Genomic DNA, 22,837 nt, shown 5'->3' on the forward strand with positions numbered 1-22,837 from the left:
TGACGATTGGCAGGGCCGGCATTCTAGCCAAACCGTGCCAAGGATGCATGGTCGGCTGACCAGCGCTGTGCGTTCAGTCGACCCGCACCGCGCAATCGAAGGTCTGCACCGGCCGAACTTCCGGGGCCCAGGGCTGCTGATAGACCAGCACCAGATGGCCTTCGCCGGCGGCGCGGGCTTCGAAGCGCCAGGTGGATAAGCCCGCGCTGCCGACGATGCCGGCGTCCTCGGGCGCGCTGTAAACCTCGGGGCCAAGGCTGCGCAAGATGTTCGAGGCCGGGTTCTGCACCAGCCAGCGGTAGCCGGTGGAGGGATTACTGGGCAGGGTCAGGGTGAGCGGCTGGCCGACCTTGAGGCGCTGGGGGCATTCACTTTCAGCGTCAAGTTCGACGGTGTGCCTGGGCTGCTGGGCGCAGGCGGTGAGCAGGGCAAGGCTCAGGGGAACGAGCAGACGAGGGGCAGTCATGGTGGCTCCAGAGGCTGGCGAAGGCCTGAGGATAACCGAACAGAGAGGGGTTTTGTGTTGTCAGTGCCGGCCTCACCGCCTGCACGCCCGCCCCCACCGGTACTCCACTGAACCACAAACAATTGGAATACCGGGGGTGGCCTTGCAGGCGATGGGGCCGTCGCGGGTCAGAACAGCACTTTGGCCACGTCGGCAAAGCGCTTGGCGAAGTGTACGGTCAGCCCTTCACGCAGGTAGTCAGGCAATTCGTCGAAATCCCCGCGGTTGGGCTCGGGCAGGATCAGTTCGAAGATCTTCTGCCGCCGCGCCGCGATGACCTTTTCGCGTACGCCACCAATCGGCAGGACCTGGCCGGTGAGGGTCAGCTCGCCGGTCATGGCCACACCTTTTTTCGGTGCCTGGTCACGGGCCAGCGATAGCAGTGCGCTGGCCATGGTGATACCGGCGCTCGGGCCATCCTTGGGCGTGGCACCTTCCGGCACGTGCAGGTGAACGAAGGCTTCGTTGAAGAACGCCGGATCGCCGCCGAATTGCTTGAGGTTGGAGCTGACGTAGCTGTAGGCGATCTCGGCAGACTCCTTCATCACATCACCCAGCTTGCCGGTGAGCTTGAAGCCGCGATTGAGCGTGTGGATGCGGGTTGCCTCGATCGGCAGTGTCGCGCCACCCATGCTGGTCCAGGCAAGGCCGGTAATCACGCCTTTGCCTGCCAGCACCTGCTCACTGCGGAACACAGGTATGCCGAGTGCGGCCTCCAGGTCCTTGGTGCCGATCTTGAGCTTGGCATCCGGGGCATCCAAGAGCTTGATCACCGCCTTGCGCACCAGTTTGCCCAGCTGTTTTTCCAGCTGGCGGACGCCGGCTTCGCGGGCATAGCCCTCGATCACGGCGCGCAGGGCGCTATCGCTGATGGCCAGGCTGGTCTTGGCCACGCCGGCCTTTTCCAGCTGTTTGGGCCAAAGGTGGCGCTTGGCGATGGCCAGCTTCTCTTCGGTGATGTAGCCGGACAGGCGGATCACTTCCATACGGTCGAGCAGTGGGCCGGGGATCGAGTCCAGCGTGTTGGCGGTACACACGAACAACACCTTGGACAGGTCCAGGCGCAAGTCCAGGTAATGGTCGAGGAAGTCGACGTTCTGTTCTGGGTCCAGGGTTTCGAGCAGCGCCGAGGCCGGGTCGCCCTGATAGCTCTGGCCCATCTTGTCGATTTCGTCGAGCATGATTACCGGGTTCATCACCTCGACATCTTTCAGCGCCTGCACAAGCTTGCCTGGCTGGGCGCCGATGTAGGTGCGCCGGTGCCCCTTGATCTCGGCCTCGTCGCGCATGCCGCCGACACTGAACCGGTAGAACGGGCGGCCGAGCGATTCGGCGATGGATTTGCCGATGCTGGTCTTGCCCACGCCAGGCGGGCCCACCAGCAGGACGATCGAACCACTGATCTCGCCCTTCCAGGCGCCCACGGCGAGGAACTCCAGAATGCGTTCCTTGATGTCATCGAGGCCCGCGTGATGCTGGTCGAGCACCTTGCGCGCATGCTTGAGGTCGAGCTTGTCCTTGCCGTACACGCCCCAGGGCAGGGCACTGGCCCAATCCAGGTAGTTGCGGGTGACGGCGTACTCGGGGGAGCCGGTTTCAAGGATGGCCAGCTTGGCCATTTCTTCATCGATGCGCTTTTGGGCCTGCTCCGGCAAGGTCTTGCCTTGCAGGCGCTGTTGGAACTGTTCGAGGTCGGCACTGCGGTCGTCCTTGGTCAGGCCAAGCTCTTGCTGGATGACCTTGAGCTGTTCCTTGAGGAAGAATTCGCGCTGGTGCTCGCCGATCTGCCGGTTGACCTCGGCCGAAATCTCATTCTGCAGGCGTGCGACCTCGACCTCTTTGCGCAGCATCGGCAAGACCTTTTCCATGCGTTTGAGCATGGGCACGCAATCGAGCACTTCCTGCAACTGGTTGCCGGTGGCGGAAGTGAGGGCGGCGGCAAAATCGGTAAGAGGCGATGGGTCGTTGGGGCTGAAGCGGTTGAGGTAGTTCTTCAGCTCTTCGCTGTACAGCGGGTTGAGCGGCAGCAGTTCCTTGATCGCGTTGATCAGGGCCATACCGTAGGCCTTGACCTCGTCGGTCGGCTCGCTTGGCTGGCGTGGGTATTCGACTTCGACCAGGTAAGGCGGGCGATGGTGCTTAAGCCAGGTGCGGATGCGTACGCGAGTCAGGCCCTGGGCGACGAACTGCAGTTTGCCGTTTTCGCGGCTGGCATGGTGCACCTTGACCAGGGTGCCGTACTCGGGCAAGGCGGCGGTGTCGAAATGGCGGTGATCTTCGGGCGGGGTGTCCATGAAGAACAGGGCGAGGCAGTGATCCGGTGTCTTGGCCACCAGATCGAGGGTTTCGGCCCAGGGTTCTTCGTTGACGATGACCGGCAGTACTTGTGCGGGGAAGAACGGGCGGTTGTGAATCGGAATCACGTAGACCTTGTCTGGCAATTGCTGGCCGGGCAGGGCTAGTGCGTGGCCAGGCGCGCTTTGGGCCTGACCCTCAAGGTGTTCAATTTCGCTGTTTTCGTCGGGTTGTTCCGGAAAATCCTGCTGGTCGCTCATGGGGCACCTGCGTGAATGGCTATGGTGCTTAGATGGGGCGCTGGCCCATGGGTTTCAAGCTTCAAGCTTCAAGCTTCAAGCTGCAAGAAAAAAGCGGGACCGCGCAGGCCCCGCTCTCGCTTGTAGCTTGTAGCTTGTAGCTTGCCGCTTGCCGCTTGCCGCTTGCCGCTTGCCGCTTACTCGGCGAGTTTGTAAGCGATGATGTAATCGCCCATTTTGGTGCCCAGGGAACCGTGGCCGCCGGCGACGATCAGCACGTACTGCTTGCCGTCCTTGCCGGTGTACGTCATCGGCGTGGCCTGGCCACCCGCTGGCAGGCGGGCTTTCCACAGCTCCTTGCCATTGTTCACGTCATACGCACGCAGGTACTGGTCCAGCGTGCCGCTGAGGAAGCCCACACCACCGGCAGTGACGATCGAGCCGCCCATGCTCGGCACACCCACCGGCAGGCCGATCGGAATCGGCGTGCTGTCACGGGTGGTGCCGTTCTTGCGCTTCCACACCACCTTGTTGGTGAACAGATCGATGGCTGCCACGTAACCCCAGGCCGGCGCCTGGCACGGAACGCCCAGCGGCGACATGAACGGGTGCATGATCACGGCGTAAGGCGCGCCAGTGTTGGGCTGCACGCCGCTGGTTTCACTTTCGCGCTTGCTGCCGGCGGCAACCTGCTCGCGCGGCACCATCTTCGACACGAAGGCCATGTAGTTCGGCGAGGTGAACAGCAGTTGGCGCACCGGGTCGACCGAGACGCTGCCCCAGTTGAACACGCCGACGTTGCCTGGGTATACCAACGAGCCTTGCTCGGACGGTGGCGTGTACTGGCCCTCGTAGCGCAGTTCACGGAACTGGATACGGCATAGCATCTGATCGAACGGCGTGGCGCCCCACATGGCCTGTTCAGTCAGGTCCGGGCCCAGCAGGTTGAGGTCGGAGCGGGCCTGGGTCGGTGCAGTGTGGTCACCCTTGACCGCACCTTGCGGTACCGGGATCTCACGGATCGGCACGATGGGGGTACCATCACGACGGTCGAGTACGTACAGGCTGCCCTGCTTGGTCGGTACGATGATCGCGGGCTTGACGCCTTCCTTGGTCTTCAGGTGAACCAAGGTTGGCTGGCTGCCGACGTCCATGTCCCACAGGTCGTGGTGAGTGAACTGGTAGTTCCAGCGCGCCTTGCCGGTGGCAAGGTCCAGGGCCACCACGCCAGCGCTGTACTTCTCTGCACCCGGGGTGCGGTTGGCGCCATACTGGTCGGGTGTCTGGTTGCCCAGCGGCAGGTAGACCATGCCCAGGTCTTCATCGACGCTGGCCAGCGACCACATGTTGGCCGAGTTGCGGCTGTAGGTCTTGCCCGGGGCCAGTGGCTGGGTGTCTTCGGGGTTGTTGCTGTCCCAGTTCCAGACCAGGCGACCATCGTGCACGTCGTAGGCGCGGATCACGCCGGAGGGCTCGTTGGTCGACTCGTTGTCGGTGACATGGCCGCCGATGATCACCAGGCTGCGGGTGATCGCCACCGGCGAGGTGGAGTAATAACCGCCGGCAGTGAACGGCCCGATACCGGTAGTCAGGTCGATCGCGCCCTGGTTGGCGAAGCCTTCGCAGACTTTGCCGTTGTCGGCATTGATGGCGATCAGGCGGGCGTCGGCCGTCGGCAGGTAGAGGCGGCGCGGGCAGGCTTGAGCGACAGCCTGGCCTGCGTCGGAGACTTTCGGCGCCGGGCTGCCATCGCGGCTGACGTAGTTGTTCTCGTCATAATACGAAACGCCGCGGCAAGTCATGTGGGCGAAGCCCTTGAAGGTACCCACCGGGCTCTTGATCTGCGGGTCGTAGCGCCAGATCTCGGCGCCGGTGTCCGGGTCCAGGGCCAGCACCTTGCTGTGGGCGGTGCAGGCGTACAGCATGCCGTTGGCCTTCAGCGGCGTGTTTTCGTTGGTCAACTCGACCGGGTCGTTGTCCGTTGGCAGGTCACCGGTGCGGATGCGCCAGGCTTCTTCCAGGCGGTAGGCATTTTGCGGGGTGATCTGGCGCAGCGGCGAATAACGGTCACCATGCTCGGTGCGGCCATAGGCTTGCCAGTCGCCGTCGGGCATCGCGGGGGCGGCACTGCCCATTTCGCTGTTGTCGCGGCCCAGTTCGCCAAACACTTCACCCGGGTGGGTGAACTGGCTGCCCAGCGCGCAAGCGCCCGAGGCGAGCACGGCAACGCTGAGCAGGGCGGTATTGGCCTTGTTGCCCGGCCCGGTCAGCGGGCGGCGTGCCCAAGGCAGCAGCAGCACAACGCCGATGGCGAACCAGATGGCCAGGCGTGGCACCAGTTGCCACCAGTCCAGGCCCACCTCCAGCAGTGCCCAGGCCGTGCTGCCCAGCAGCACCAGGCCGTACAGGCCCAGGGCAAGCCGGCGCTGAGCCAGCAGCAGTGCGCCCGCCACGGCGAAGCCGATACCGGCGATCAGGTAATAAAGTGACCCGCCGAGCTGGCTGAGCTTGATACCGCCCGCCAGCAAAGCCAGGCCCATCAACAGCAGCAGTACGCCTATCAGGCGCGGTAGCCAGCGGCTTCCATTCTTGGCACCGTCAGTGCTCATCGTATGTTCTCCGTTAGGTGAAGGGTTGTCAGAAAGTGCTTTGGATCTTCAGGCCGCCGATCAGGGCATCGTCCACCTGCGACACCCCGCCCGGATGGCGGATGTACTGCAGGTTCGGGCGCACCGTGAGCCAGTCGGCCAAGTGAATGCCGTAATAGAGTTCAGCGCTGTACTCGGTGTCCTGCACGGGCAGGTAACCGGGATTGTCGTAGTCGTAAAGGCCGGCTGCCTGGTTGGCCAGGCGGGCGTTCTTGCGGTAGGCGGGGTTGACGTGCACGCGGGCGAGGGCGAAACCGATGTCGTCCTTGGCGCGGGCATCGAAGGGGCCCTTGTATACCAGTCCTGCCTGCACATAGTTGTCGATGGCATTGGTCTTCTTGTCGTGCACTGTGGCATTGGCGAACAGGCTCAGGCCGCGCGACTGGTCAGTGGCCAGCGAGGTAACCTGCTGCTGGGCACCGATCCACAGGCCGTGCTTGCTCGAACTGCTGCGGTAGGTGGCGCCACTGATGGCGGCCGGCCGGCCGTCGCTGTCCTTCAGAACATCCTGTGCCTTGGCATTACTGTAGTAGTACCCGGCGCGATATTCCCCTTTCAGGCCATTGACCCGCGGGCTCCACACCAGTTCGATCGGCATTACGGCACCCTGGGTACCGCTGCCGCTGAGTTTGAAACCGTTGCCAGATTCCAGGTTGGAGGGGTTTTGTTCGAACACGCCGACCTGAGCGTAGAGCGCGTCGTTGATGTTGTAGCGCACGCGCAGCGCCCACTGGCTGACGGGCCAGTTGTACCAGATGCCGCCAACCCAGTTGCCCACCTGCGAGCCGCAGAAGGCCAGGTTCTGGAAGTCGCACGGGAAGCTGTTGAAGTCCTCGCCTTCACCGAAGCGGCCGAATTTCACGTCCAGGGCGCCATCGAAGTATTTCTGCCTGATCCACATCTGGGTCAGCCGCCAGGTTTCACCGCGGCCCCAGACTTCCTGGGCTGAAGTGAAGCCGCCGACCCGCGGGTCGTTGATGCGGTCGTTGCTGATATTGTCCCCGTGGCGTTCGGTGATGGTCAGCTGCAGTTCGGTGTCTTGCCAGCCCAGGATCTTTTCCAGGTCCAGGTGGCTGCCAAAGGTGAACTGGTCGCTGTAACGCGCGGTGCGATCATGGTCGTAGCCGCCGTGCAGGTTGCTGCCCATCTCGCCGGTGTAGCCGAGGTTGAAGTCGTAGCCTTTTTCCAGCAGTTCGCTGCGGGTGCCGCCCCAGTCACCCAGCATCCATGGCGAGTCGCTGGCGAACATTTCACTGGCGCTGGTGGTGGACGTAAAACAGGCGGTCATGGCAAGCAGAGCGGTGCCGGTGTAGCGAATGTTGGGCAGTGAGAACATGAGATAGCGCTATCTTTTGATTGTCGAAAAAAACGGCAAGCGCACCGATGAGCGAGCTCTTCGATGGAAATGGCGACAGGTGAGGTAAGTGAAGCGATTCAGCTTGCGGCGGGGAGGATATAGGGGAACTTGTAAGAAAAAAAGACAAATTGTCGCAGTTGATTGTTGCCGCAGCGGTAACAGTGAGCGAAAGGGGCGCAGCGCGCCCCTAGGTGGTCAGAAGGTTGTACGCAGGCCCACTTCGACGCTGCGCCCCGGCGCCGGCGCGATATCGCGCAGAATCGAACTGGCATAACGCACGGTCTGATCTGTCAGGTTTTCACCGCGCACGAAGGCCAGCCACTGGCTCTGGCCGATATCGAAGCGATAGCCGACACTCGCGCCCAGGGTGGTGTAACCCTCGGTGCTGGTCTCGTTCGCCGGCTTGCGATGCTGCGACGCGGCATGCTGCACATCCACACGCGCCTGCCAGCGGTCCCGCTCCCAGACCAGTGCGCTGTTCAGGCGCAACGGCGCGATACGCGGCAGCGGCTCGCCGCTGTCGAGGTTCTTGGCACGGGTATAGTCGCCCGACAGCTCCAGGGCGAAACTGCCGTAGCGGTTTTCGACCAACTGCCAGCGGTCCTGGGCTTCGAGGCCGTAGAAGCGCGCCCGTACGCCCCGGTACTGATACTCAGGGAAGCCGCCATCGTCGTGATCATGGTCGTCGTCGCCATCATCGTGGTCATGGCCCTCGCGCAGGGTGCCCGTGCCAATCAGGCCGATGTAGTTGCGAAAGTGGCTGTAGAACACCCCGACGCTGCCCTTGTGGGTGCCATTGTCGAAGCGCAGCGCCAGGTCGGCGGAGAGGGCTTTTTCCTTGTTCAGGCTGGCGTCGCCGACTTCATAAGCCCCGGTGGCGACGTGGGCGCCGTTTGCGTAAAGCTCGTAAAAGGTCGGGGCCCGCTCGGTGTAACCGACGTTTGCAGCGAGCGCCCAGACCGGGTCGAGTTGATACACCGCCCCCGACGACAGGCTCAGGGCATTGAAGCTGCTGGCGCTGTCGGCATCGACGAAGTTTTCGTTGCCTTTGGCATCCGGGTCGACGCGGGTGTGTTCCAGGCGCGCACCCAGGCTCAGGTTGAGCCGTTCGGTGGCCTGCCATTGCTCGAGCATGAACAACGCCAGGCTATCGGTATCGGTGTGCGGCACGAAGGCTTCTTCACCCAGTGCCGAGAATTCGTTGCGACTGACCTGGGCGCCGATCACGCCTTCCAGAGGGCCGATCGGTTGGTGCCTGGCCTCGATCCGCGCCTCATAGCCCTTGTTCTTGAAGGTGGTGTGCACTTCGCCTTCTTCGATTTCGCTGTGCTCGTAATCGGTGTAACCGGCATCGAGCTTGACCGAGCTGAAGGGGCCATCGAGGTCACGCAGTTCCGAGGCGAAGCCGTAGTGATCCTGCTTCATGTCCAGGCGCACGCCGGACTCGGCCACTGAGCCGTAGTTACTGTCGTAGCGGCTGTAGGACAGGCCCGCATAGCCGTGATCCCAGTGGTAGGACCCGCCCACTGCGCCGCCATCCTGGCGACCGTCGCTGTTTTCCAGGCGGTGCTTGCTGCCGGGCTCGTCAGCGTCACGCACCTTGGAACTGCGGGCGTAGCCCGGGATGCGCAGGTCGTTGAACTGGCGGCTGTTGGCATCCAGGTGCAGGGCGAAGGTGCCGTCACCGGCTTCCAGTTTGCCGGCACTGCTGCGCGTGGTATCGGCACCGCCGTAGCGTAGTTCGCCGGCACCGTGAATACCCTCGATGGGCGCATCGGGGATGCGGTTGTCGAAGGTATTGACCACCCCACCGATGGCGTTGCCGCCGTAGAGCAGGGCGGCGGGGCCCCGGACGATTTCGACGCGCTCGACGGTGACCGGGTCCAGTGGCACGGCATGGTCATAAGACAGCGCCGAAGCGTCGAGGGCGCCGACGCCGTTGCGCAGGATGCGGATACGGTCACCGTCCAGGCCGCGAATCACCGGGCGGCTGGCGCCTGGGCCAAACCAGGTGGAGGCGACGCCGGGCTGTTTGTTGAGGGTTTCGCCCAAGCTACCGTGCTGCTGCTGCAGCAGGTCGTCGCCTTCGAGCACGGTGGTGGGAGCAGCCAGTTCGCGGTTGCCCAGAGGGTTGGCAGTGATGACCTGGGGATCGAGCTCAACAGCCTGGCTGGGTGATGAGGCGAGCAAAAGCGCAACGGCGAGCGGAGAGAGGCGTAGGGGAGAGCACAACATGGGAAGTAGCGGTCCTTGGCAGAGGCAATATTTTGTTACTGTATAACGTACCTATTTCAGCACAGAGGTTTCATCGCTTGCCAGTGGTTTTTGTAATGGCAGTGCTGCGCCCCCTTCATCACTACACTCGTGTAATGTGCGCATCTTTTTATCCGCGGGAGTACTGGCATGAGCACGGCCAACCACAATGCGCTGCACGGCAAGACCCTCGAGCAGATCCTCACCGAGCTGGTGGCGCACTACCAATGGCAGGGCCTGGCCGAACGCGTGGATGTGCGCTGCTTCAAGAGCGACCCGAGCATCAAGTCGAGCCTGACCTTCCTGCGCAAGACGCCCTGGGCCCGGGAGAAGGTCGAGCAGCTGTACGTGAAACTGCAGCGCAACGCCTGAGATGCCGCGTCATCCCTGGCTGACCCTGGCCGCAGTGCTTGGCTGGTTGGGCCTCGCTGTGCAGGTCTACCTGGTGCTGCTGGCGCGCTGGCAGGAAGCGGCGAGCCTGATCGGCGGGCTGATCAATGTGTTTGGCTATTTCACGGTGTTGACCAATACCCTGGTGGCGACGGTGCTCAGCTATGCGGCGTTCGGGCGGGAATCGCGCGCCAAGCGCTTGTTCCTTTCGCCTTCGGTAAGTTCCGCTGTGGCCGCCAGCATCGTGCTGGTGGCGCTGGCCTACAGCGTGCTGCTGCGGCACCTGTGGCAACCCCAGGGTTGGCAATGGCTGGCGGACGAACTGCTGCACGATGTGATGCCGGCGCTTTACGTTGTGTACTGGTGGTTCGCCGTGCCCAAGGGGCATTTGCGGCTCTGGCACCTGGGGCCGTGGGCGCTGTACCCGGCGGTCTACTTTGGCTATGCACTGTGGCGGGGGAGTGAGATCGGGGTTTACCCGTATCCGTTCATAGACGTTGCAAGCCTTGGCTACGGGCAGGTCATGCTCAATGCTCTGGGCGTGCTGGCCGGGTTTTGGGCCATTGCGTTGGTACTGCTCGGGCTCGATTGTTGGCGCGGGCGCTGGCTTGCCAGGCCGGTGCAGGCCCCTTCGCGGGTGAAACCGCGAAAGGACCGGGCCTGACACCACAGGTCATTCGTCGTCCGCTGTGCCTTCTGCCCGCCAATAGGCAGCCGCTTTGAGGGCATCTTCGGGGGCACCCTTCTCCAGCAGCAGCGCCTTGGCCTGCCGGGTCAGCGATTTCTCCAGTGCCACCCAGCTGTACAGCTTGCCCTCAGGCAAGCTCAACCCCTGCACCAGCGCGAGTAGATCCTCATCCCGCTTCACCCAGATCACTTCAACCTCAGCCTTGCTCGGCAGCGCTTGGCGCTCCTGCTCATCTTCGATCTGGATGATCGCCAGTACCCGCCGGCCTGCCGGCAGTTCTTCAAGGCGACGGCCGATGGCCGGAATCGCTGTTTCGTCACCAATGAGCAGGTAGCTGTCGAAGATGTCCGGGACCACCATCGAAGCCCGTGGCCCGGCAATGTTCAGCGTCTGCCCCGGTTCAGCCTGTGCGGCCCAGGTGGATGCAGGGCCATCGCCGTGCAGGACGAAATCGATGTCCAGTTCCTGGTTGGCCAGGTCGATGCGCCGCGGCGTGTACTCACGCATGGTGGGCCGCGCTCCGCCGTCGCGGCCCATGTTGCGGGCGTCGATGGCCTGCTGTTGTTCGGTGTTTTCGGCGAACAGCAGCTTGATATGGTCGTCACTGCCCAGGCTGGTGAAGCCTTGCAGCTCGGGGCCGGTGAGGGTGATGCGGCGCATGCGCGGGGTGAGGTCGGTGACCCGCAGCACCTGCAGGCGACGCTGGCGGATTTCGTGATTGACGCGGTGGATGGTGTCACTCATGGAGGTTCTCCGTAGCAGGGGCCGGCCCGTCGGCGATGGCCTTGGCAGTGTCGTTGAGCAGGGCGCGGACCCGCTCGATTTCTTCCGGTGTCCAGCGGCCGCTGTGCATATGCAGGGCGTGGCGCAGGTTGCCGACGGCTTCGTGAATTTCTGGTGGGCGGTCGTGACCACGCAGGGCGCGCTTGCCGACTTCGATGCGCATGCGCACGCCGTCCAGGGCCACGGCCTGGTCAGCCAGGGCTGCGCTACCGGCTTGGGTGATGGCGTAGAGACGTTTGCTGCCTTGCACCTGGCCGTAGATCAGCTCCGCTTCCTCGAGAAAGTTGAGGGTGGGGTAGATGACCCCGGGGCTGGGCGTGTAGCTGCCATCGAACAAGTTCTCGATCTGGCGGATCAGGTCATAGCCGTGCCCAGGTTGCTCGGCCAGCAGCGACAGCATCAACAGCTTCAGGTCGCCGGGGGCGAATACCCGTGGGCCGCGTTCACCCCGGCCGGGCCGGCGCTCGAAAGGGTCGTGGGCGGAATGTTCACGCATGGCAGCGAGGCTCCGTGTGTTTAGATATATCGCAAGATATTACTCAAGATATATCTAAACACAAGCGGTCAAATGCCGATGGTTATCATTCAAATATTAGATGGGTTACTCGGGAGCATCGCAATCTTCCTTGGTTTGCACTCGTTCGGATTGCCAGGCTCAAGGTAGGGCATGAGGATCGGCGCCATACCCTTGAGCACCTGCACCGGCAGCGCCGAGGTGAACTTGAACGCCTCCGCGGAGCGCCCGGGCACGAATGCGGTCAGCGTGCCGAAGTGGTTGTCACCGAGGAAGAATACGAAAGTGGCGGTGCGGTTCAGCGAACGCGAGCCGATCAACCGGCCACCGGCGCCGAAGCTTTCGATGCGGTTGTCGCCGGTGCCGGTCTTGCCGCCCATCACCAGCGGGGTGCCGTCATGCAGCTTGAAGCTGCCGGAAATACGCCGCGCCGTGCCTGCGTCGACCACTTGCGACATGGCACCCTTGAGTGCCCGGGCGACTTCCACGGGGAGAATTCGCTGGCCACGGTCGGGGTCGCTGCTCAGCTTGGTTTCATAAGGCGTATCGGCGGCGAAGTGCAGCGTATCGATGCGCAGTGTGGGCAGGCGCACACCGTCGTTCTGAATGATGCCGACCAGCTCGGAAAGCGCCGCCGGCCGGTCGCCGGAGCTGCCGATGGCGGTGGCCAGCGACGGCACCAGGTGGTCGAACGGGTAACCCACGCCCTTCCAGCGCCGGTGAATATCGAGGAAGGCTTCGATTTCCACCATGGTGCGGATACGGCTGTCGCGGGCACCCTGATGGCGGCTCTTGAACAACCAGCCATAGACTTCCTGACGCTCGAAGCGGCTGGCATTGACCATCTCTGTGATTGAGGCGCTCGGGTTCTTCAGCAGGTAGCCGAGCAGCCACAGGTCCAGCGGGTGAACCTTGGCGATGTAGCCTTGGTCGGGCAGGTCATATTTGCCTGGGCCGTAGGCCTCGTACATCTCTGCCAGGCGGCCATCGGTAAGTTTGCTCAGGGCGCGCTTGTCTTCCTTGAGGTGCGCGCGCACGAAAGCATTGAATGTTTCCTGGCCCGCTGCCGGGAACAGATAGCGGTGTACTGCGGCCAGGCGCTGCGGTGTGACGCGCATGCTGTCGAGGAAGGTATCCAGGCGTTGCTGCGAGGTTTTGCGCTGGTACTTGCGCCAGAAGCGCATCAGGTAGCTGGTGCCTTCCTTGTCGGCAAAGCGTGCCAGGTATTCCTGGCGGCGCGGGTCCGAATCGTCCTTGAGCAGTGGCACGCGGTTGAATGGCTGTTGGTAGGTCACATAGCGCACCAGGTCGCGCATCAGGCGAATGAAGGGCAGGTTGATCGACTCGCGCAGGGCTGCCTTGAGCGTCGGGTTGCGGCTGTTGTCCTCCTTGCGGAAGTTGTTGAACACGTGCATGCCGCCGCCGGTGAAGAACGCTTCGCCGGTGTTGGCCGAGTACTTGCGCTCCAGCGCCGCGTCGAGCATGGCATCCAGGCTCTGGTTCTTGCTGTTCTGCGCCAGCCATTCCAGCGACCATTGGGTGATGCGATCGAGTTCGGCGACCTCGACCTTCTTCAACTCGGCGGCTGGCATGCCGGCGTACTTGTCGTGCAGCTCGGCGATTATCTGCAGGTAGGTGGTGAGCACTCGCAGCTTGGCCGTCGAACCCAGCTCAAGCTTGCTGCCTTCGTTGATGTCGAAGGGCTGGTCGGTGCTGTCAGTCTGCACCCGCACCCGTGAGCCATCGGCAGTGCGCTCGAACAAGGTGAAGCTGTAGCGCACCTGGTCGGTGGTCTTGCTGGTGAGCAGGCGCTCGCCGATCAGGCCAATCTGTGCAGCGAATTCAGGATCGGAGAGGTTCTTCAGGTACTGGCTGACCTGTAGCTGAAGGTCGGCCTGCAAGGTGCTCGTTGCCGAGAGGTCGAGGCGGTCAAGGTCATACAGCGGGCGGTTGAGCATGCCTGACAGGCGGTTCCGGGCCAGGCTGATGCCTTTGTTGGTGATGATCGGAACGATGGTTGGCTGTGCCACCCAGTCCCGGTACAGCGCCTTGCTGGCCAAGGCTGCGTCGGCCAGGGCGCGATCGATGATGCCGTTGGCAGCGAGCACGCGGATGTGCGAATCGGTGAGTTCGGCCAGCTCGACGCGGCCCTTGGTCAGGTAATGCGAGGGGCGGCGCTGGGCAATCATCAACGACAGTACCTGACGCAGGGCCAAGCCGCGTGCGGCCATGCTGTCGGGGTCTGTTGCGGTCGAGGTGAGGGCCTGGTTGACCTGGTCGAAATCGGCGCCGTACCACACACGCAGGCCTTCGGCCATGCCATGCACTTCGCCATGGCCGGGCACCGCCGACAGCGGCACGCTGTTGAGGTAGTCGCGCACGATGCGCTGGCGGGCTTCGGTGGTATCAGGCCCGCCCTGATAGGCACGGACGCTGGCGGAAATCATCTGGCGGATCTTCTCGGCACCGGAGACAGTCAGGCCGTCCGGTGAGTGGCGGTATTTTTCCAGCTGCGTGGCCAGGGTGCTGCCACCGGCGGACTGGCCGGGCAAGGCCAGGTATTTGGCCACCTGGCTGTAGGCGGCCTTGGCGAAGCGCGGCCAATCGACTGCCGGGTTGTTTTGCGGGTCTTTCGGGTCCAGCAGGTCGCGGTTTTCGATGAACAGCAGGCTGTTGACCATCACGGGTGGGATTGCGGCGAAGTTCGGGTACAGGTATTGCGGGTAGTTGTACTGGTACAGCGTCTCGCCGCGGCAATCGGTGATCGACAATCCGGCCTGGATTTTCTCGATGTAGGGGGCGAACAGGCCGTGATCCACGTAATTCATCAACGCAGGCGAAAACCGTACCTGCTCGCTGATCAGGTAGTCGCGCTTGAGCAGCCGCGGCAGGAACTCGCCCAGCGCGCTATAGCCCAGGCGTTTGTCGAACGGCCCCTCGCCGGGGTAGACGATGGCATCGCTGGGGCCGGGCTGCAGCGAATAGGTCAGGGTGCTGGCCAGCTTGCTGAATTCGCGGGACTGCAGGTCGGATGTACGGAACTCGTCATAGGCGGCGAAGCCGATGGCGATGATCGCGACCAGCAGGATCAGCAGGATCAGCCGCCACCAAAGCCGACGCTGACGTGGGGGCTTTGGCTGCGGCGTCTCGGCCAGAGGTGTTTCGGGTGCTTCCGTTCTGGATGGTTCCGATTGCCACAGTGCGCCCATAGTCTTCAATCCGGCCAGGTATTTTCGTCTTGCTTGTCTGAAGCTTAGACGTTGAAGGCAGTAGGTGAAAAATTTGTAGAAAGTGCAGAAACCTCATGTGCCCTCTGCGCCTTTGGTGTGAGTTTTTTCATACAACCCTGTTGCCGGGGTAGCTGGGGTGAGCCAGGAGGCTGCAGCAGACGTGCGGGTTTCTCTCCAAATTTTTGGTTATTTATAGTGAAAAGCCCTACAGCGAGCTTCCTATACTGCTCGGCCCCTTCGCCCTGCCGGGCCGCTCTACACCGGCACACGGGCCGGCCCACAAGGCCAGCCTGGCAAGCCAACGCCACGCCTATCGGCATGGCCGGCGCTGCACGAAGGTCTAATCCAATAACAAAATGAGGTTGTATTGCTATGCCAGTCGGCAACCACCCTGCCCATGGCGAGACCGCACAAGGCGGCCCGCTCAAGCGTGAACTGGGCGAACGGCACATCCGCCTGATGGCGCTGGGCGCCTGTATCGGCGTCGGTCTGTTCCTCGGTTCGGCCAAAGCCATTGAGATGGCCGGCCCTGCGATCATGCTGTCCTACATCATCGGGGGGCTGGCGATCCTGGTGATCATGCGCGCCCTTGGCGAGATGGCCGTGCACAACCCCGTCGCCGGGTCATTCAGCCGCTATGCCCAAGACTACCTTGGCCCGTTGGCGGGCTTTCTGACCGGTTGGAACTACTGGTTCCTGTGGCTGGTGACCTGCGTTGCGGAAATCACCGCCGTGGCGATCTACATGGGCATCTGGTTCCCGGACGTGCCGCGCTGGATCTGGGCCCTGGCGGCGCTGGGCAGCATGGGCGCGGTGAACCTGATCGCGGTCAAGGCGTTCGGCGAGTTCGAATTCTGGTTCGCCCTGATCAAGATCGTCACCATCATCGCCATGGTCCTGGGCGGCATCGGCATCATCGCCTTCGGCCTGGGCAACGACGGTGTGGCAGTCGGCATCTCCAACCTGTGGAGCAACGGCGGCTTCATGCCCAACGGCGTGACCGGTGTGCTGATGTCGTTGCAGATGGTCATGTTCGCCTACCTGGGCGTGGAAATGATCGGCCTGACGGCCGGCGAAGCCCGCAACCCGCAAAAAACAATCCCGCAGGCCATTGGCTCGGTGTTCTGGCGCATTCTGCTGTTCTACGTCGGTGCCCTGTTCGTGATCCTGTCGATCTACCCGTGGAATGAAATCGGCAGCCAGGGCAGCCCGTTCGTCATGACCTTCGAGCGCCTGGGTATCAAGACTGCCGCCGGCATCATCAATTTCGTGGTGATCACCGCCGCCCTTTCGTCCTGCAACGGCGGTATCTTCAGCACCGGGCGCATGCTTTACAGCCTGGCGCAAAATGGCCAGGCGCCGGCTGTCTTCGCGCGTACTTCAAAAAGCGGTGTGCCACGCAACGCGTTGCTGCTGTCCATCGGCGCCTTGCTGCTGGGTGTGCTGGCCAACTACCTGGTGCCGGAGAAGGTGTTCGTCTGGGTGACATCGATCGCCACCTTCGGCGCGATCTGGACCTGGGTGATGATCCTGCTGGCGCAGCTCAGGTTCCGCGCCGGGCTATCGGCCGCCGAGCGCAAGGGCTTGAAGTACCGCATGTGGCTTTGGCCGCTGAGCTCCTACCTGGCACTGGCCTTCCTGGTACTGGTGGTGGGCCTGATGGCGTACTTCGAGGATACCCGTGTGGCGCTGTACATCGGGCCGGCGTTCCTGGCACTGCTGACGGTGCTGTACTACACGTTGCGCCTGGCGCCCAAAGCAGTACAAGGGGTAGCCAGTTCCGCTTCCTGATCTGCAACTGCAGGGGCTGCAAAGCGGCCCCCGCGTTCCCTCAGGCCGCCACCTCATCGTGCGGCTCAAAGCTGTCCGCCCGCGCCAGTTGCCACATCCGCGAATAGAACTGCCCGTTCACCTCGCCATTGAGCAACTCCCCCGGTTTCAAGAACACATGCATTTGTGAGAACAGCTTGATTTCGGTGGCCGAGGTGCGCCGCACCAAGTGCTTGGCTTCCAGTTGCGCCGGGTGTTCCAGGCCGGCCGCTGCGAGCATTTCTGCCAGGGCGCGCAAGGTGTTGTGGTGGAAATTCACTACCCGCTGGGCTTTGTCCGGGACCACCAGCGCACGCTGGCGCAACGGGTCTTGCGTAGCGACGCCAGTGGGGCACTTGTTGGTATGGCAGCTCTGCGACTGAATGCAGCCGATGGCGAACATGAAGCCGCGCGCTGAGTTGGCCCAGTCGGCACCGATGGCCAGCACGCTGGCGATGTCGAAGGCGCTGACGATCTTGCCGCTGGCGCCGAGCTTGATCTTGTCGCGCAGGTTCAGACCAACCAGGGTGTTGTGCACGAACAGCAGCCCTTCGCGCAGCGGCACGCCGATATGGTCGGTGAACTCCACGGGGGCTGCCCCGGTACCGCCTTCCTTGCCATCGACCACGATGAAGTCGGGGAGGATGCCGGTTTCCAGCATGGCCTTGGCGATGCCCATGAATTCCCAGGGGTGGCCCAGGCAGAACTTGAAGCCCACCGGCTTGCCGCCGGACAGCTCACGTAGTTGAGCGCTGAACTGCATCATTTCGATGGGGGTGGAGAAGGCGCTGTGGCGCGATGGCGAAATGCAGTCCTCACCCATGAGAATACCGCGGGTCTCGGCAATTTCCTGGGTTACCTTGTGCTTGGGCAGGATGCCGCCGTGGCCGGGCTTGGCGCCCTGGCTCATCTTGATCTCGATCATCCGCACCTGCGGGCTGCGCGCCTGGGCGGCAAAGCGCTCGGGGTCGAAGCGCCCGTCTGCCGTACGGCAGCCGAAGTAGCCGCTGCCCAGCTCCCACACCAGGTCGCCGCCGTGTTCGCGGTGGTAGGGGCTGATGCTGCCTTCGCCGGTGTCATGGTGGAAGTTGCCCAGCTTGGCCCCTTGGTTGAGCGCGCGGATGGCATTGGCGCTCAGCGAGCCAAAGCTCATGGCAGAAATGTTGAAGATCGATGCCGAATACGGCTGGCTGCACTGCGGTCCGCCAATGTGGATGCGAAAGCTTGCAGGGTCGGCCAGCGGCGCCGGGCGCATGGAGTGGCCGATGAACTCGAAGCCGGACTCGTACACGTCGATCAGCGTACCGAAGGGTTTGTCCGACGCCTCGTTCTTGGCCCGCGCGTACACCAGCGAGCGTTGCGCGCGGGAAAAGGGCAGGGCATCGCTGTCGGCTTCCAGCAGGTACTGGCGGATCTCCGGGCGAATACCCTCGACCAGGTAGCGGATGTTGCCCAGTATCGGGTAGTTGCGGCGTACCGCGTGGCGTCGCTGCAGCAGGTCGAACAGGCCGATCAGGCTGAGCACGGCCGTGGTCAGGGTGAATGGCCACAGCCATTGGTGGTGGAGCAGCGGCAGGCTCGCCAGGGTGAACAGAACACAGGCGGCAAACACTGCGTAGCGACTGAGAAGTGACAGGCTCATACGGGGTCCTTACGATGGCGCGGTCAGGCTCAGGGCCTGGGGAAACCCCGACCATAGCCCGGTTGGGCAGCGCTGAACATGAAAATCGGCTTATCGAAAATCATTCGCGCAGCAGTCTCTGCCGCCACCGTTGCTGCTCGTCATCCGTGGTTTGCACAAGGTAGGTGTATCGGTTGGCGACTCGCGCGGCCACCGGCACGCCATCGCGGTACAACACACGGTTGCCGCCGGCCGCCGGTACCTTCGCTCCGGGCAGCAGCGACCCGATCAGGTTCAGCGGGTCACTGGCACTGACCACCACCAGCGCGCCCTCCATCTCGCGTCGGCGCACCTGGCGCAGCAGCCCGACTGCCTCCGGCAGGGCGAACTGCTCACCGGCCAAGCCGGCGATGAAGCGCCCGCCGCGAATCTCGCCGCGCGCCTCAAGCCGGTGGTAGCAACGCAGCAGCTCACGCCAGGGTGGCAGCACATCACTTTCGCGCGCCAGCAGCCGCCAACAGATCACGCCATAGCGCCTCAACAGGGTGCGAGCGACGTGTTCCAGCCGTTGCCCGTGGTCACCTTCGGCATTGCCCCTGCGTAACAATGCCCAGCGCCCGGCGTGCGCCATGCTGGTGGAGATCGGCGCATGGCCGCGCCGGCTGGTGCGCGCTGAGCGTTTCGCCGCCGGGGTGATCAGGCTACGCAGCCCTGTAAAGCTGTCGGCACTCGCCAGGCCGGAACCGACCAATTCCTGTAACGCTGTTTCCAGCTCGCTGGGCAACAAGTGGGCTTGCTGGGTCAATTCGTCGAAGAACAGTGCACCGTGCGCCTGCAGTACTTCGTGCACACGTGTGGCACGCGGGCTCAGCTCATCCAGAGCCGGCGCAGGCACCAGGCTGCGCCACAAGCCCAGGTGTTGACGTGGCAGCAGCACCAGCGGCGTACTCGCCAGCGTACTGCTCGACACCTTGCCCGCCAGGCGGCTCCAGGCGAACTGCCCGCTGCGGCACACCTCGTCGAGCCAGTGCGCGCTGTAGTCCTTGATTCTTGCCGGCAATAGTTCTGCCTCCCAGGCGCCAGCCGCGCCAGGGAACCCCTGCAACTGGTCGAGCACCTCGGCCACGGCTTGAGGCCCACGCAGTTTTTCGTCGGCCGCCAGGTGCTGCCAGTCAAACAGAAAGCGCATGAAGTCCTGCAGACTTACCGGCTCGATCTCCCGGCGCAGGCGTTTGACGGTATAGCGATGGATACGCGCCAACAGGTGGCGTTCGCACCATTGCCGTTGGACCTCTCCCGGGCTGAACTGGCCGCGCAGTACGTAGCCCTCTGCTTCCAGGCGGGCCAATGCCTGTTCGATGGCTGGCTGCGGCTTGCCCAGTGGTGCGGCGATCTGCGCCAGGGTCAGGGGGCCGTGGCCGCTCAGGCGGGCGCGCAGCAGCTCGCTCAGAGCGCTGTCCGGGTCCAGGGCCTGGTCGAAGCCAGGGAGCACATTGAGCTCGGGCTCCAGGCGTGCATCCGGGTACACAGTTTGAAGCAGGCTCAGGCGCTCGCGGGCCAGCCACAGGTGCTGGTCGGGCAAGCGTAACGCTCGGCCTGCCTTGGCCAGTTGCCGCAGCAGCAAGGCCCAGCCCGGGTTGGCCTGGACTTCGTGCTGGCTGACGGCGCCCAAGGTCATCAAGGCTTCGTGCATCTCGTCGGCGCTGCCGGGTTGCGGCCAGGCCTCTGCCTGGACAGCGCTGATGGCATCGGCGTCCAGCGCGCCCAGGTCATCGCTACTGTGCACCTCGTTCCAGCGCCGGTTGAGTACCGCCTGGGTGCGGCGCTCCTCCAGTGGGGCATCGTCAAGGAAGGCATAAGGCCTGGCATTGAGGATGGCCGAGGCCAGCGGCGAGGGGGCCGGCAGGTCGCGGCACAGCAAGCGCACCTGGCCACTCTCCATGCGCCTCAACAGGGCCAGCCAGCCCTCGCTGTCCATGGCTTCGTGCAGGCAGTCGTCGAGGGTTTGCTCGACCAGCGGGTGATCCGGAATTTGCCGTTCACCGACGATGTTTTCCAGGCAGGCGATCTGGTCGGGGAAGACCGCGGCAATCAGGTCTTCGCTTTTCATGCGTTGGACCTGTGGCGCGACCTTGCGCCCCCCGACGTAGCGGGGCAAGGCCATCGCCACGGCTGCGTTCCAGCGCCATCGCACACCGAACAACGGGGCCTCAAGCAGGGCCTGGATGAGTATCTGCTCGGCGCTGCGACTGGACAGGTAGCGCCACACTTCGTCCAGTTCGAAACTGTGGCTGGTCGACAGCGACAGCACGATGGCGTCCTCGCTGGCTGCCGCCTGCAATTCGAAATTGAACGTGCGGCAGAACCGTTTGCGCAGGGCCAGGCCCCAGGCGCGGTTGATGCGGCTGCCATAGGGCGAATGGATGATCAACTGGGTGCCGCCGGACTCGTCGAAGAAGCGCTCCATCACCAGTGTGCTCTGCGAGGGCAGGGCGCCCAGCACTTCACGGGTACGGCCCAGGTAATCGAGCAGTTGGCTGGCGCAGGCCTCGTCCAGTGCATAGGTACGCTGCAGCCAAGACAGCACTGGGGCGAAAACGCCGTTACTCAGCCCCAACTGCTCATCGATGCGTGCCTGCAGGCGGGCAACGGCGGCGGACAGTTCATCACTGCGTCCCGGCGCCTCGCCAAGCCAGAACGGAATGGTCGGCGGCAGGCCTTGGGCATCTTCGACCCTTACCCGGCCGGGTTCCACCCGCAGGATGCGGTAGGACGCATTGCCCAGCTGAAAGATGTCGCCAGCGATGCTCTCCACGGCAAAGTCTTCGTTGACGCTGCCGATGTTCAGCGCCTGCGGCTCCAGCAGCACTGCATAGTCGGCGGTTTCGGGGATGGTCCCGCCGCTGGTGAGCGCGGCCAGCTGGCTACCCCGGCGCCCGCGCAAGGTGCCAGTCACTGCGTCGCGGTGCAGGTAGGCGCTGCGGATGCCTTGGCGCCCGTTGTAGCCCTCGGCGAGCATGCTCAGCAGGGCCTGGTAATGTTTGCTGTCCAGCGCTGTGTAGGGCGTTGCCTGGCGCAGGCAGTCGAACAATGCCTGTTCCTGCCACGGCTGGTTGCTGGTTTCGGCGACGATCTGCTGAGCCAGTACGTCCAGTGGCGCTTGAGGGATGTGCAACAGGTCGAGCTCGCCCTGGCGCACACAGTCGAGCAAGGCGGTGCACTCGATCAGGTCATCCCGCGAGGTGGCGAACAGGCGCCCTTTGGGGATGCCGTCGACCTGATGCCCGGAGCGGCCGACCCGCTGCAAAAAGCCGGCGATAGAGCCTGGCGAGGCGATCTGGCAAACCAGGTCGACATCACCGATATCGATGCCCAGCTCCAGGGAAGCGGTGGCCACCAGCACCTGCAACTGGCCGTTTTTCAGGCGCTGCTCCGCATCCAGGCGCAGCTCTTTGGCCAGGCTGCCGTGGTGTGCGGCCACGGCCTCGTGGCCAAGGCGGTCGCTGAGGTGGCGGGTGAGGCGCTCGGCCAGGCGCCGAGTGTTGACGAAGACCAGCGTGGTGCGGTGTTCGCGGGCCAGCGCTGCCAGGCGATCATAGACCAGGTTCCACACATCCGTGGCCATCACCGCGCCCAAGGGTACAGGGGGCACTTCAAGGGCAAGGTCGCGCTGGCGGGTGTGGCCGATATCGACGACCGCGCAGGGCCGTTGGTGGCCAACCAGAAAGGCTGCCACGCGCTCCACCGGACGCTGGGTCGCAGACAGCCCGATGCGCCGCAGCCCGCGCCCGGTGAGCGCCTGAAGGCGCTCCAGGGTCAGGGCCAGGTGCGCGCCGCGCTTGTTGCCGGCCAAGGCGTGAATCTCATCGACGATCACCGTGTGCACGCCGCTCAGGCCAGCACGGCCCGAGGCAGACCCCATCAGTACGTACAGCGACTCAGGTGTGGTCACGAGGATGTGTGGGGCCAGCTTGCGCATGGCCGCGCGCTTTTTTTGCGGCGTGTCGCCGGTGCGTACGGCAGTGGTGATGCGTGGGGGCGTCAGCCCCTGGTCTACCAGTGCCTGGCTGATGCCCTCCAGCGGCGCCTGCAGGTTCAGGCGGATGTCGTTGGACAGTGCCTTGAGCGGCGAAACATACACCACCTGGGTTCGCGCAGGCAGTTCGCCCGCGTGTTCAAGGCCCTGGCGAAACAGTTCATCGAGCACCGCGAGAAAGGCGCTCAAGGTTTTGCCCGACCCGGTCGGCGCTGCCAGCAGCGTCGATTGGCGCGCGTGAATCAACGGCCAGGCGCGGGCCTGGGCGTCGGTGACCGTGGCGAAATGGCGACGGAACCAGGTGCCGATCGCGGGGTGGAAAAGCTCCAGCACGGGGTGCTGTTGGGCAGGCAGGTTCATGAGAAGGTTATGGAGGGTCGCTGGCGGATTGGCAAGGGACCGTTCGTCTGTGCAACCGCCTTGCCCGGTAACAGGGCCCTATGGGATCCTCAGCGGCTTTCAAGAGCGA

Annotated in this window: 13 protein-coding genes; 3 read left to right on the plus strand and 10 right to left on the minus strand. The window is 63.7% G+C overall.

The window, feature by feature from the left end; translation table 11 throughout:
- Positions 1 to 73 precede the first annotated feature (73 nt).
- The 5 genes from ACIPZH_RS12355 to ACIPZH_RS12375 all read right to left on the minus strand — a co-directional run bounded on the left by ACIPZH_RS12355 (position 74) and on the right by ACIPZH_RS12375 (position 9,279).
- Complete coding sequence (locus ACIPZH_RS12355; RefSeq protein WP_241804843.1) at positions 74 to 466, minus strand: protease inhibitor I42 family protein; 393 nt, start codon at positions 464 to 466, stop codon at positions 74 to 76.
- A gap of 167 nt (positions 467 to 633) precedes the next feature.
- The gene (lon, locus tag ACIPZH_RS12360; RefSeq protein WP_400636319.1) at positions 634 to 3,060 is read right to left on the minus strand and encodes an endopeptidase La; all 2,427 of its coding nucleotides are present in this window, start codon (positions 3,058 to 3,060) and stop codon (positions 634 to 636) included.
- Between the two features lie 176 nt (positions 3,061 to 3,236).
- On the minus strand, positions 3,237 to 5,648 hold the full coding sequence (locus ACIPZH_RS12365; protein ID WP_241804845.1) for a glucose/quinate/shikimate family membrane-bound PQQ-dependent dehydrogenase: 2,412 nt from the start codon (positions 5,646 to 5,648) through the stop codon (positions 3,237 to 3,239).
- Between the two features lie 28 nt (positions 5,649 to 5,676).
- Entirely contained in the window at positions 5,677 to 7,023 is a 1,347-nt protein-coding gene (locus tag ACIPZH_RS12370; RefSeq protein WP_400636320.1) for a carbohydrate porin, read from the minus strand.
- Between the two features lie 216 nt (positions 7,024 to 7,239).
- A complete protein-coding gene (locus ACIPZH_RS12375; RefSeq protein WP_400636321.1) occupies positions 7,240 to 9,279 on the minus strand; it encodes a TonB-dependent receptor in 2,040 nt (679 codons plus the stop codon).
- Positions 9,280 to 9,447: 168 nt separating this feature from the next.
- Between ACIPZH_RS12375 and ACIPZH_RS12380 the strand changes: the two genes are divergently transcribed.
- Positions 9,448 to 9,669 carry a VF530 family DNA-binding protein gene (locus ACIPZH_RS12380; protein ID WP_012313003.1) on the plus strand — a complete coding sequence of 74 codons (222 nt, stop codon included), beginning with the start codon at positions 9,448 to 9,450 and terminating at the stop codon, positions 9,667 to 9,669.
- 1 nt (position 9,670) lies between these two features.
- Entirely contained in the window at positions 9,671 to 10,351 is a 681-nt protein-coding gene (locus ACIPZH_RS12385) for a Pr6Pr family membrane protein (RefSeq protein WP_241804847.1), read from the plus strand.
- 9 nt (positions 10,352 to 10,360) lie between these two features.
- Here ACIPZH_RS12385 and ACIPZH_RS12390 read toward each other — a convergent pair whose 3' ends face one another.
- The 3 genes from ACIPZH_RS12390 to ACIPZH_RS12400 all read right to left on the minus strand — a co-directional run bounded on the left by ACIPZH_RS12390 (position 10,361) and on the right by ACIPZH_RS12400 (position 14,881).
- Positions 10,361 to 11,119: a siderophore-interacting protein gene (locus ACIPZH_RS12390; protein ID WP_400627775.1), complete on the minus strand. Its 759-nt coding sequence runs from the start codon at positions 11,117 to 11,119 to the stop codon at positions 10,361 to 10,363.
- Complete coding sequence (locus ACIPZH_RS12395) at positions 11,112 to 11,654, minus strand: PadR family transcriptional regulator (protein ID WP_241804849.1); 543 nt, start codon at positions 11,652 to 11,654, stop codon at positions 11,112 to 11,114. Before ACIPZH_RS12395 ends, ACIPZH_RS12390 begins: the two co-directional genes overlap by 8 nt.
- An 89-nt stretch (positions 11,655 to 11,743) precedes the next feature.
- Positions 11,744 to 14,881 (minus strand): transglycosylase domain-containing protein, encoded by a 3,138-nt coding sequence (locus tag ACIPZH_RS12400; protein ID WP_400636322.1) that lies wholly within the window; start codon positions 14,879 to 14,881, stop codon positions 11,744 to 11,746.
- 393 nt (positions 14,882 to 15,274) lie between these two features.
- Here ACIPZH_RS12400 and ACIPZH_RS12405 point away from each other — a divergent pair, with 393 nt between their 5' ends.
- On the plus strand, positions 15,275 to 16,693 hold the full coding sequence (locus ACIPZH_RS12405) for an amino acid permease (RefSeq protein WP_241804851.1): 1,419 nt from the start codon (positions 15,275 to 15,277) through the stop codon (positions 16,691 to 16,693).
- A gap of 40 nt (positions 16,694 to 16,733) precedes the next feature.
- Here ACIPZH_RS12405 and ACIPZH_RS12410 read toward each other — a convergent pair whose 3' ends face one another.
- The gene (locus ACIPZH_RS12410; RefSeq protein ID WP_400636323.1) at positions 16,734 to 18,353 is read right to left on the minus strand and encodes an FMN-binding glutamate synthase family protein; all 1,620 of its coding nucleotides are present in this window, start codon (positions 18,351 to 18,353) and stop codon (positions 16,734 to 16,736) included.
- A 100-nt stretch (positions 18,354 to 18,453) separates the two neighbouring features.
- Positions 18,454 to 22,728 carry a DEAD/DEAH box helicase gene (locus tag ACIPZH_RS12415; protein ID WP_400636324.1) on the minus strand — a complete coding sequence of 1,425 codons (4,275 nt, stop codon included), beginning with the start codon at positions 22,726 to 22,728 and terminating at the stop codon, positions 18,454 to 18,456.
- Positions 22,729 to 22,837: the final 109 nt, after the last annotated feature.

This window comes from Pseudomonas sp. NPDC089758, from assembly GCF_044748705.1.
GTDB lineage: Bacteria > Pseudomonadota > Gammaproteobacteria > Pseudomonadales > Pseudomonadaceae > Aquipseudomonas > Aquipseudomonas putida_X.

Coding starts and splice junctions, on each gene's coding strand:
- ACIPZH_RS12400 (WP_400636322.1), bottom strand. CDS start 14,881: ATGGGCGCACTGTGGCAATCGGAACCATCCAGAACGGAAGCACCCGAA.
- ACIPZH_RS12375 (WP_400636321.1), bottom strand. CDS start 9,279: ATGTTGTGCTCTCCCCTACGCCTCTCTCCGCTCGCCGTTGCGCTTTTG.
- ACIPZH_RS12405 (WP_241804851.1), top strand. CDS start 15,275: ATGCCAGTCGGCAACCACCCTGCCCATGGCGAGACCGCACAAGGCGGC.
- ACIPZH_RS12415 (WP_400636324.1), bottom strand. CDS start 22,728: ATGAACCTGCCTGCCCAACAGCACCCCGTGCTGGAGCTTTTCCACCCC.
- ACIPZH_RS12355 (WP_241804843.1), bottom strand. CDS start 466: ATGACTGCCCCTCGTCTGCTCGTTCCCCTGAGCCTTGCCCTGCTCACC.
- ACIPZH_RS12395 (WP_241804849.1), bottom strand. CDS start 11,654: ATGCGTGAACATTCCGCCCACGACCCTTTCGAGCGCCGGCCCGGCCGG.
- ACIPZH_RS12380 (WP_012313003.1), top strand. CDS start 9,448: ATGAGCACGGCCAACCACAATGCGCTGCACGGCAAGACCCTCGAGCAG.
- ACIPZH_RS12390 (WP_400627775.1), bottom strand. CDS start 11,119: ATGAGTGACACCATCCACCGCGTCAATCACGAAATCCGCCAGCGTCGC.
- lon (WP_400636319.1), bottom strand. CDS start 3,060: ATGAGCGACCAGCAGGATTTTCCGGAACAACCCGACGAAAACAGCGAA.
- ACIPZH_RS12365 (WP_241804845.1), bottom strand. CDS start 5,648: ATGAGCACTGACGGTGCCAAGAATGGAAGCCGCTGGCTACCGCGCCTG.
- ACIPZH_RS12370 (WP_400636320.1), bottom strand. CDS start 7,023: ATGTTCTCACTGCCCAACATTCGCTACACCGGCACCGCTCTGCTTGCC.
- ACIPZH_RS12385 (WP_241804847.1), top strand. CDS start 9,671: ATGCCGCGTCATCCCTGGCTGACCCTGGCCGCAGTGCTTGGCTGGTTG.
- ACIPZH_RS12410 (WP_400636323.1), bottom strand. CDS start 18,353: ATGAGCCTGTCACTTCTCAGTCGCTACGCAGTGTTTGCCGCCTGTGTT.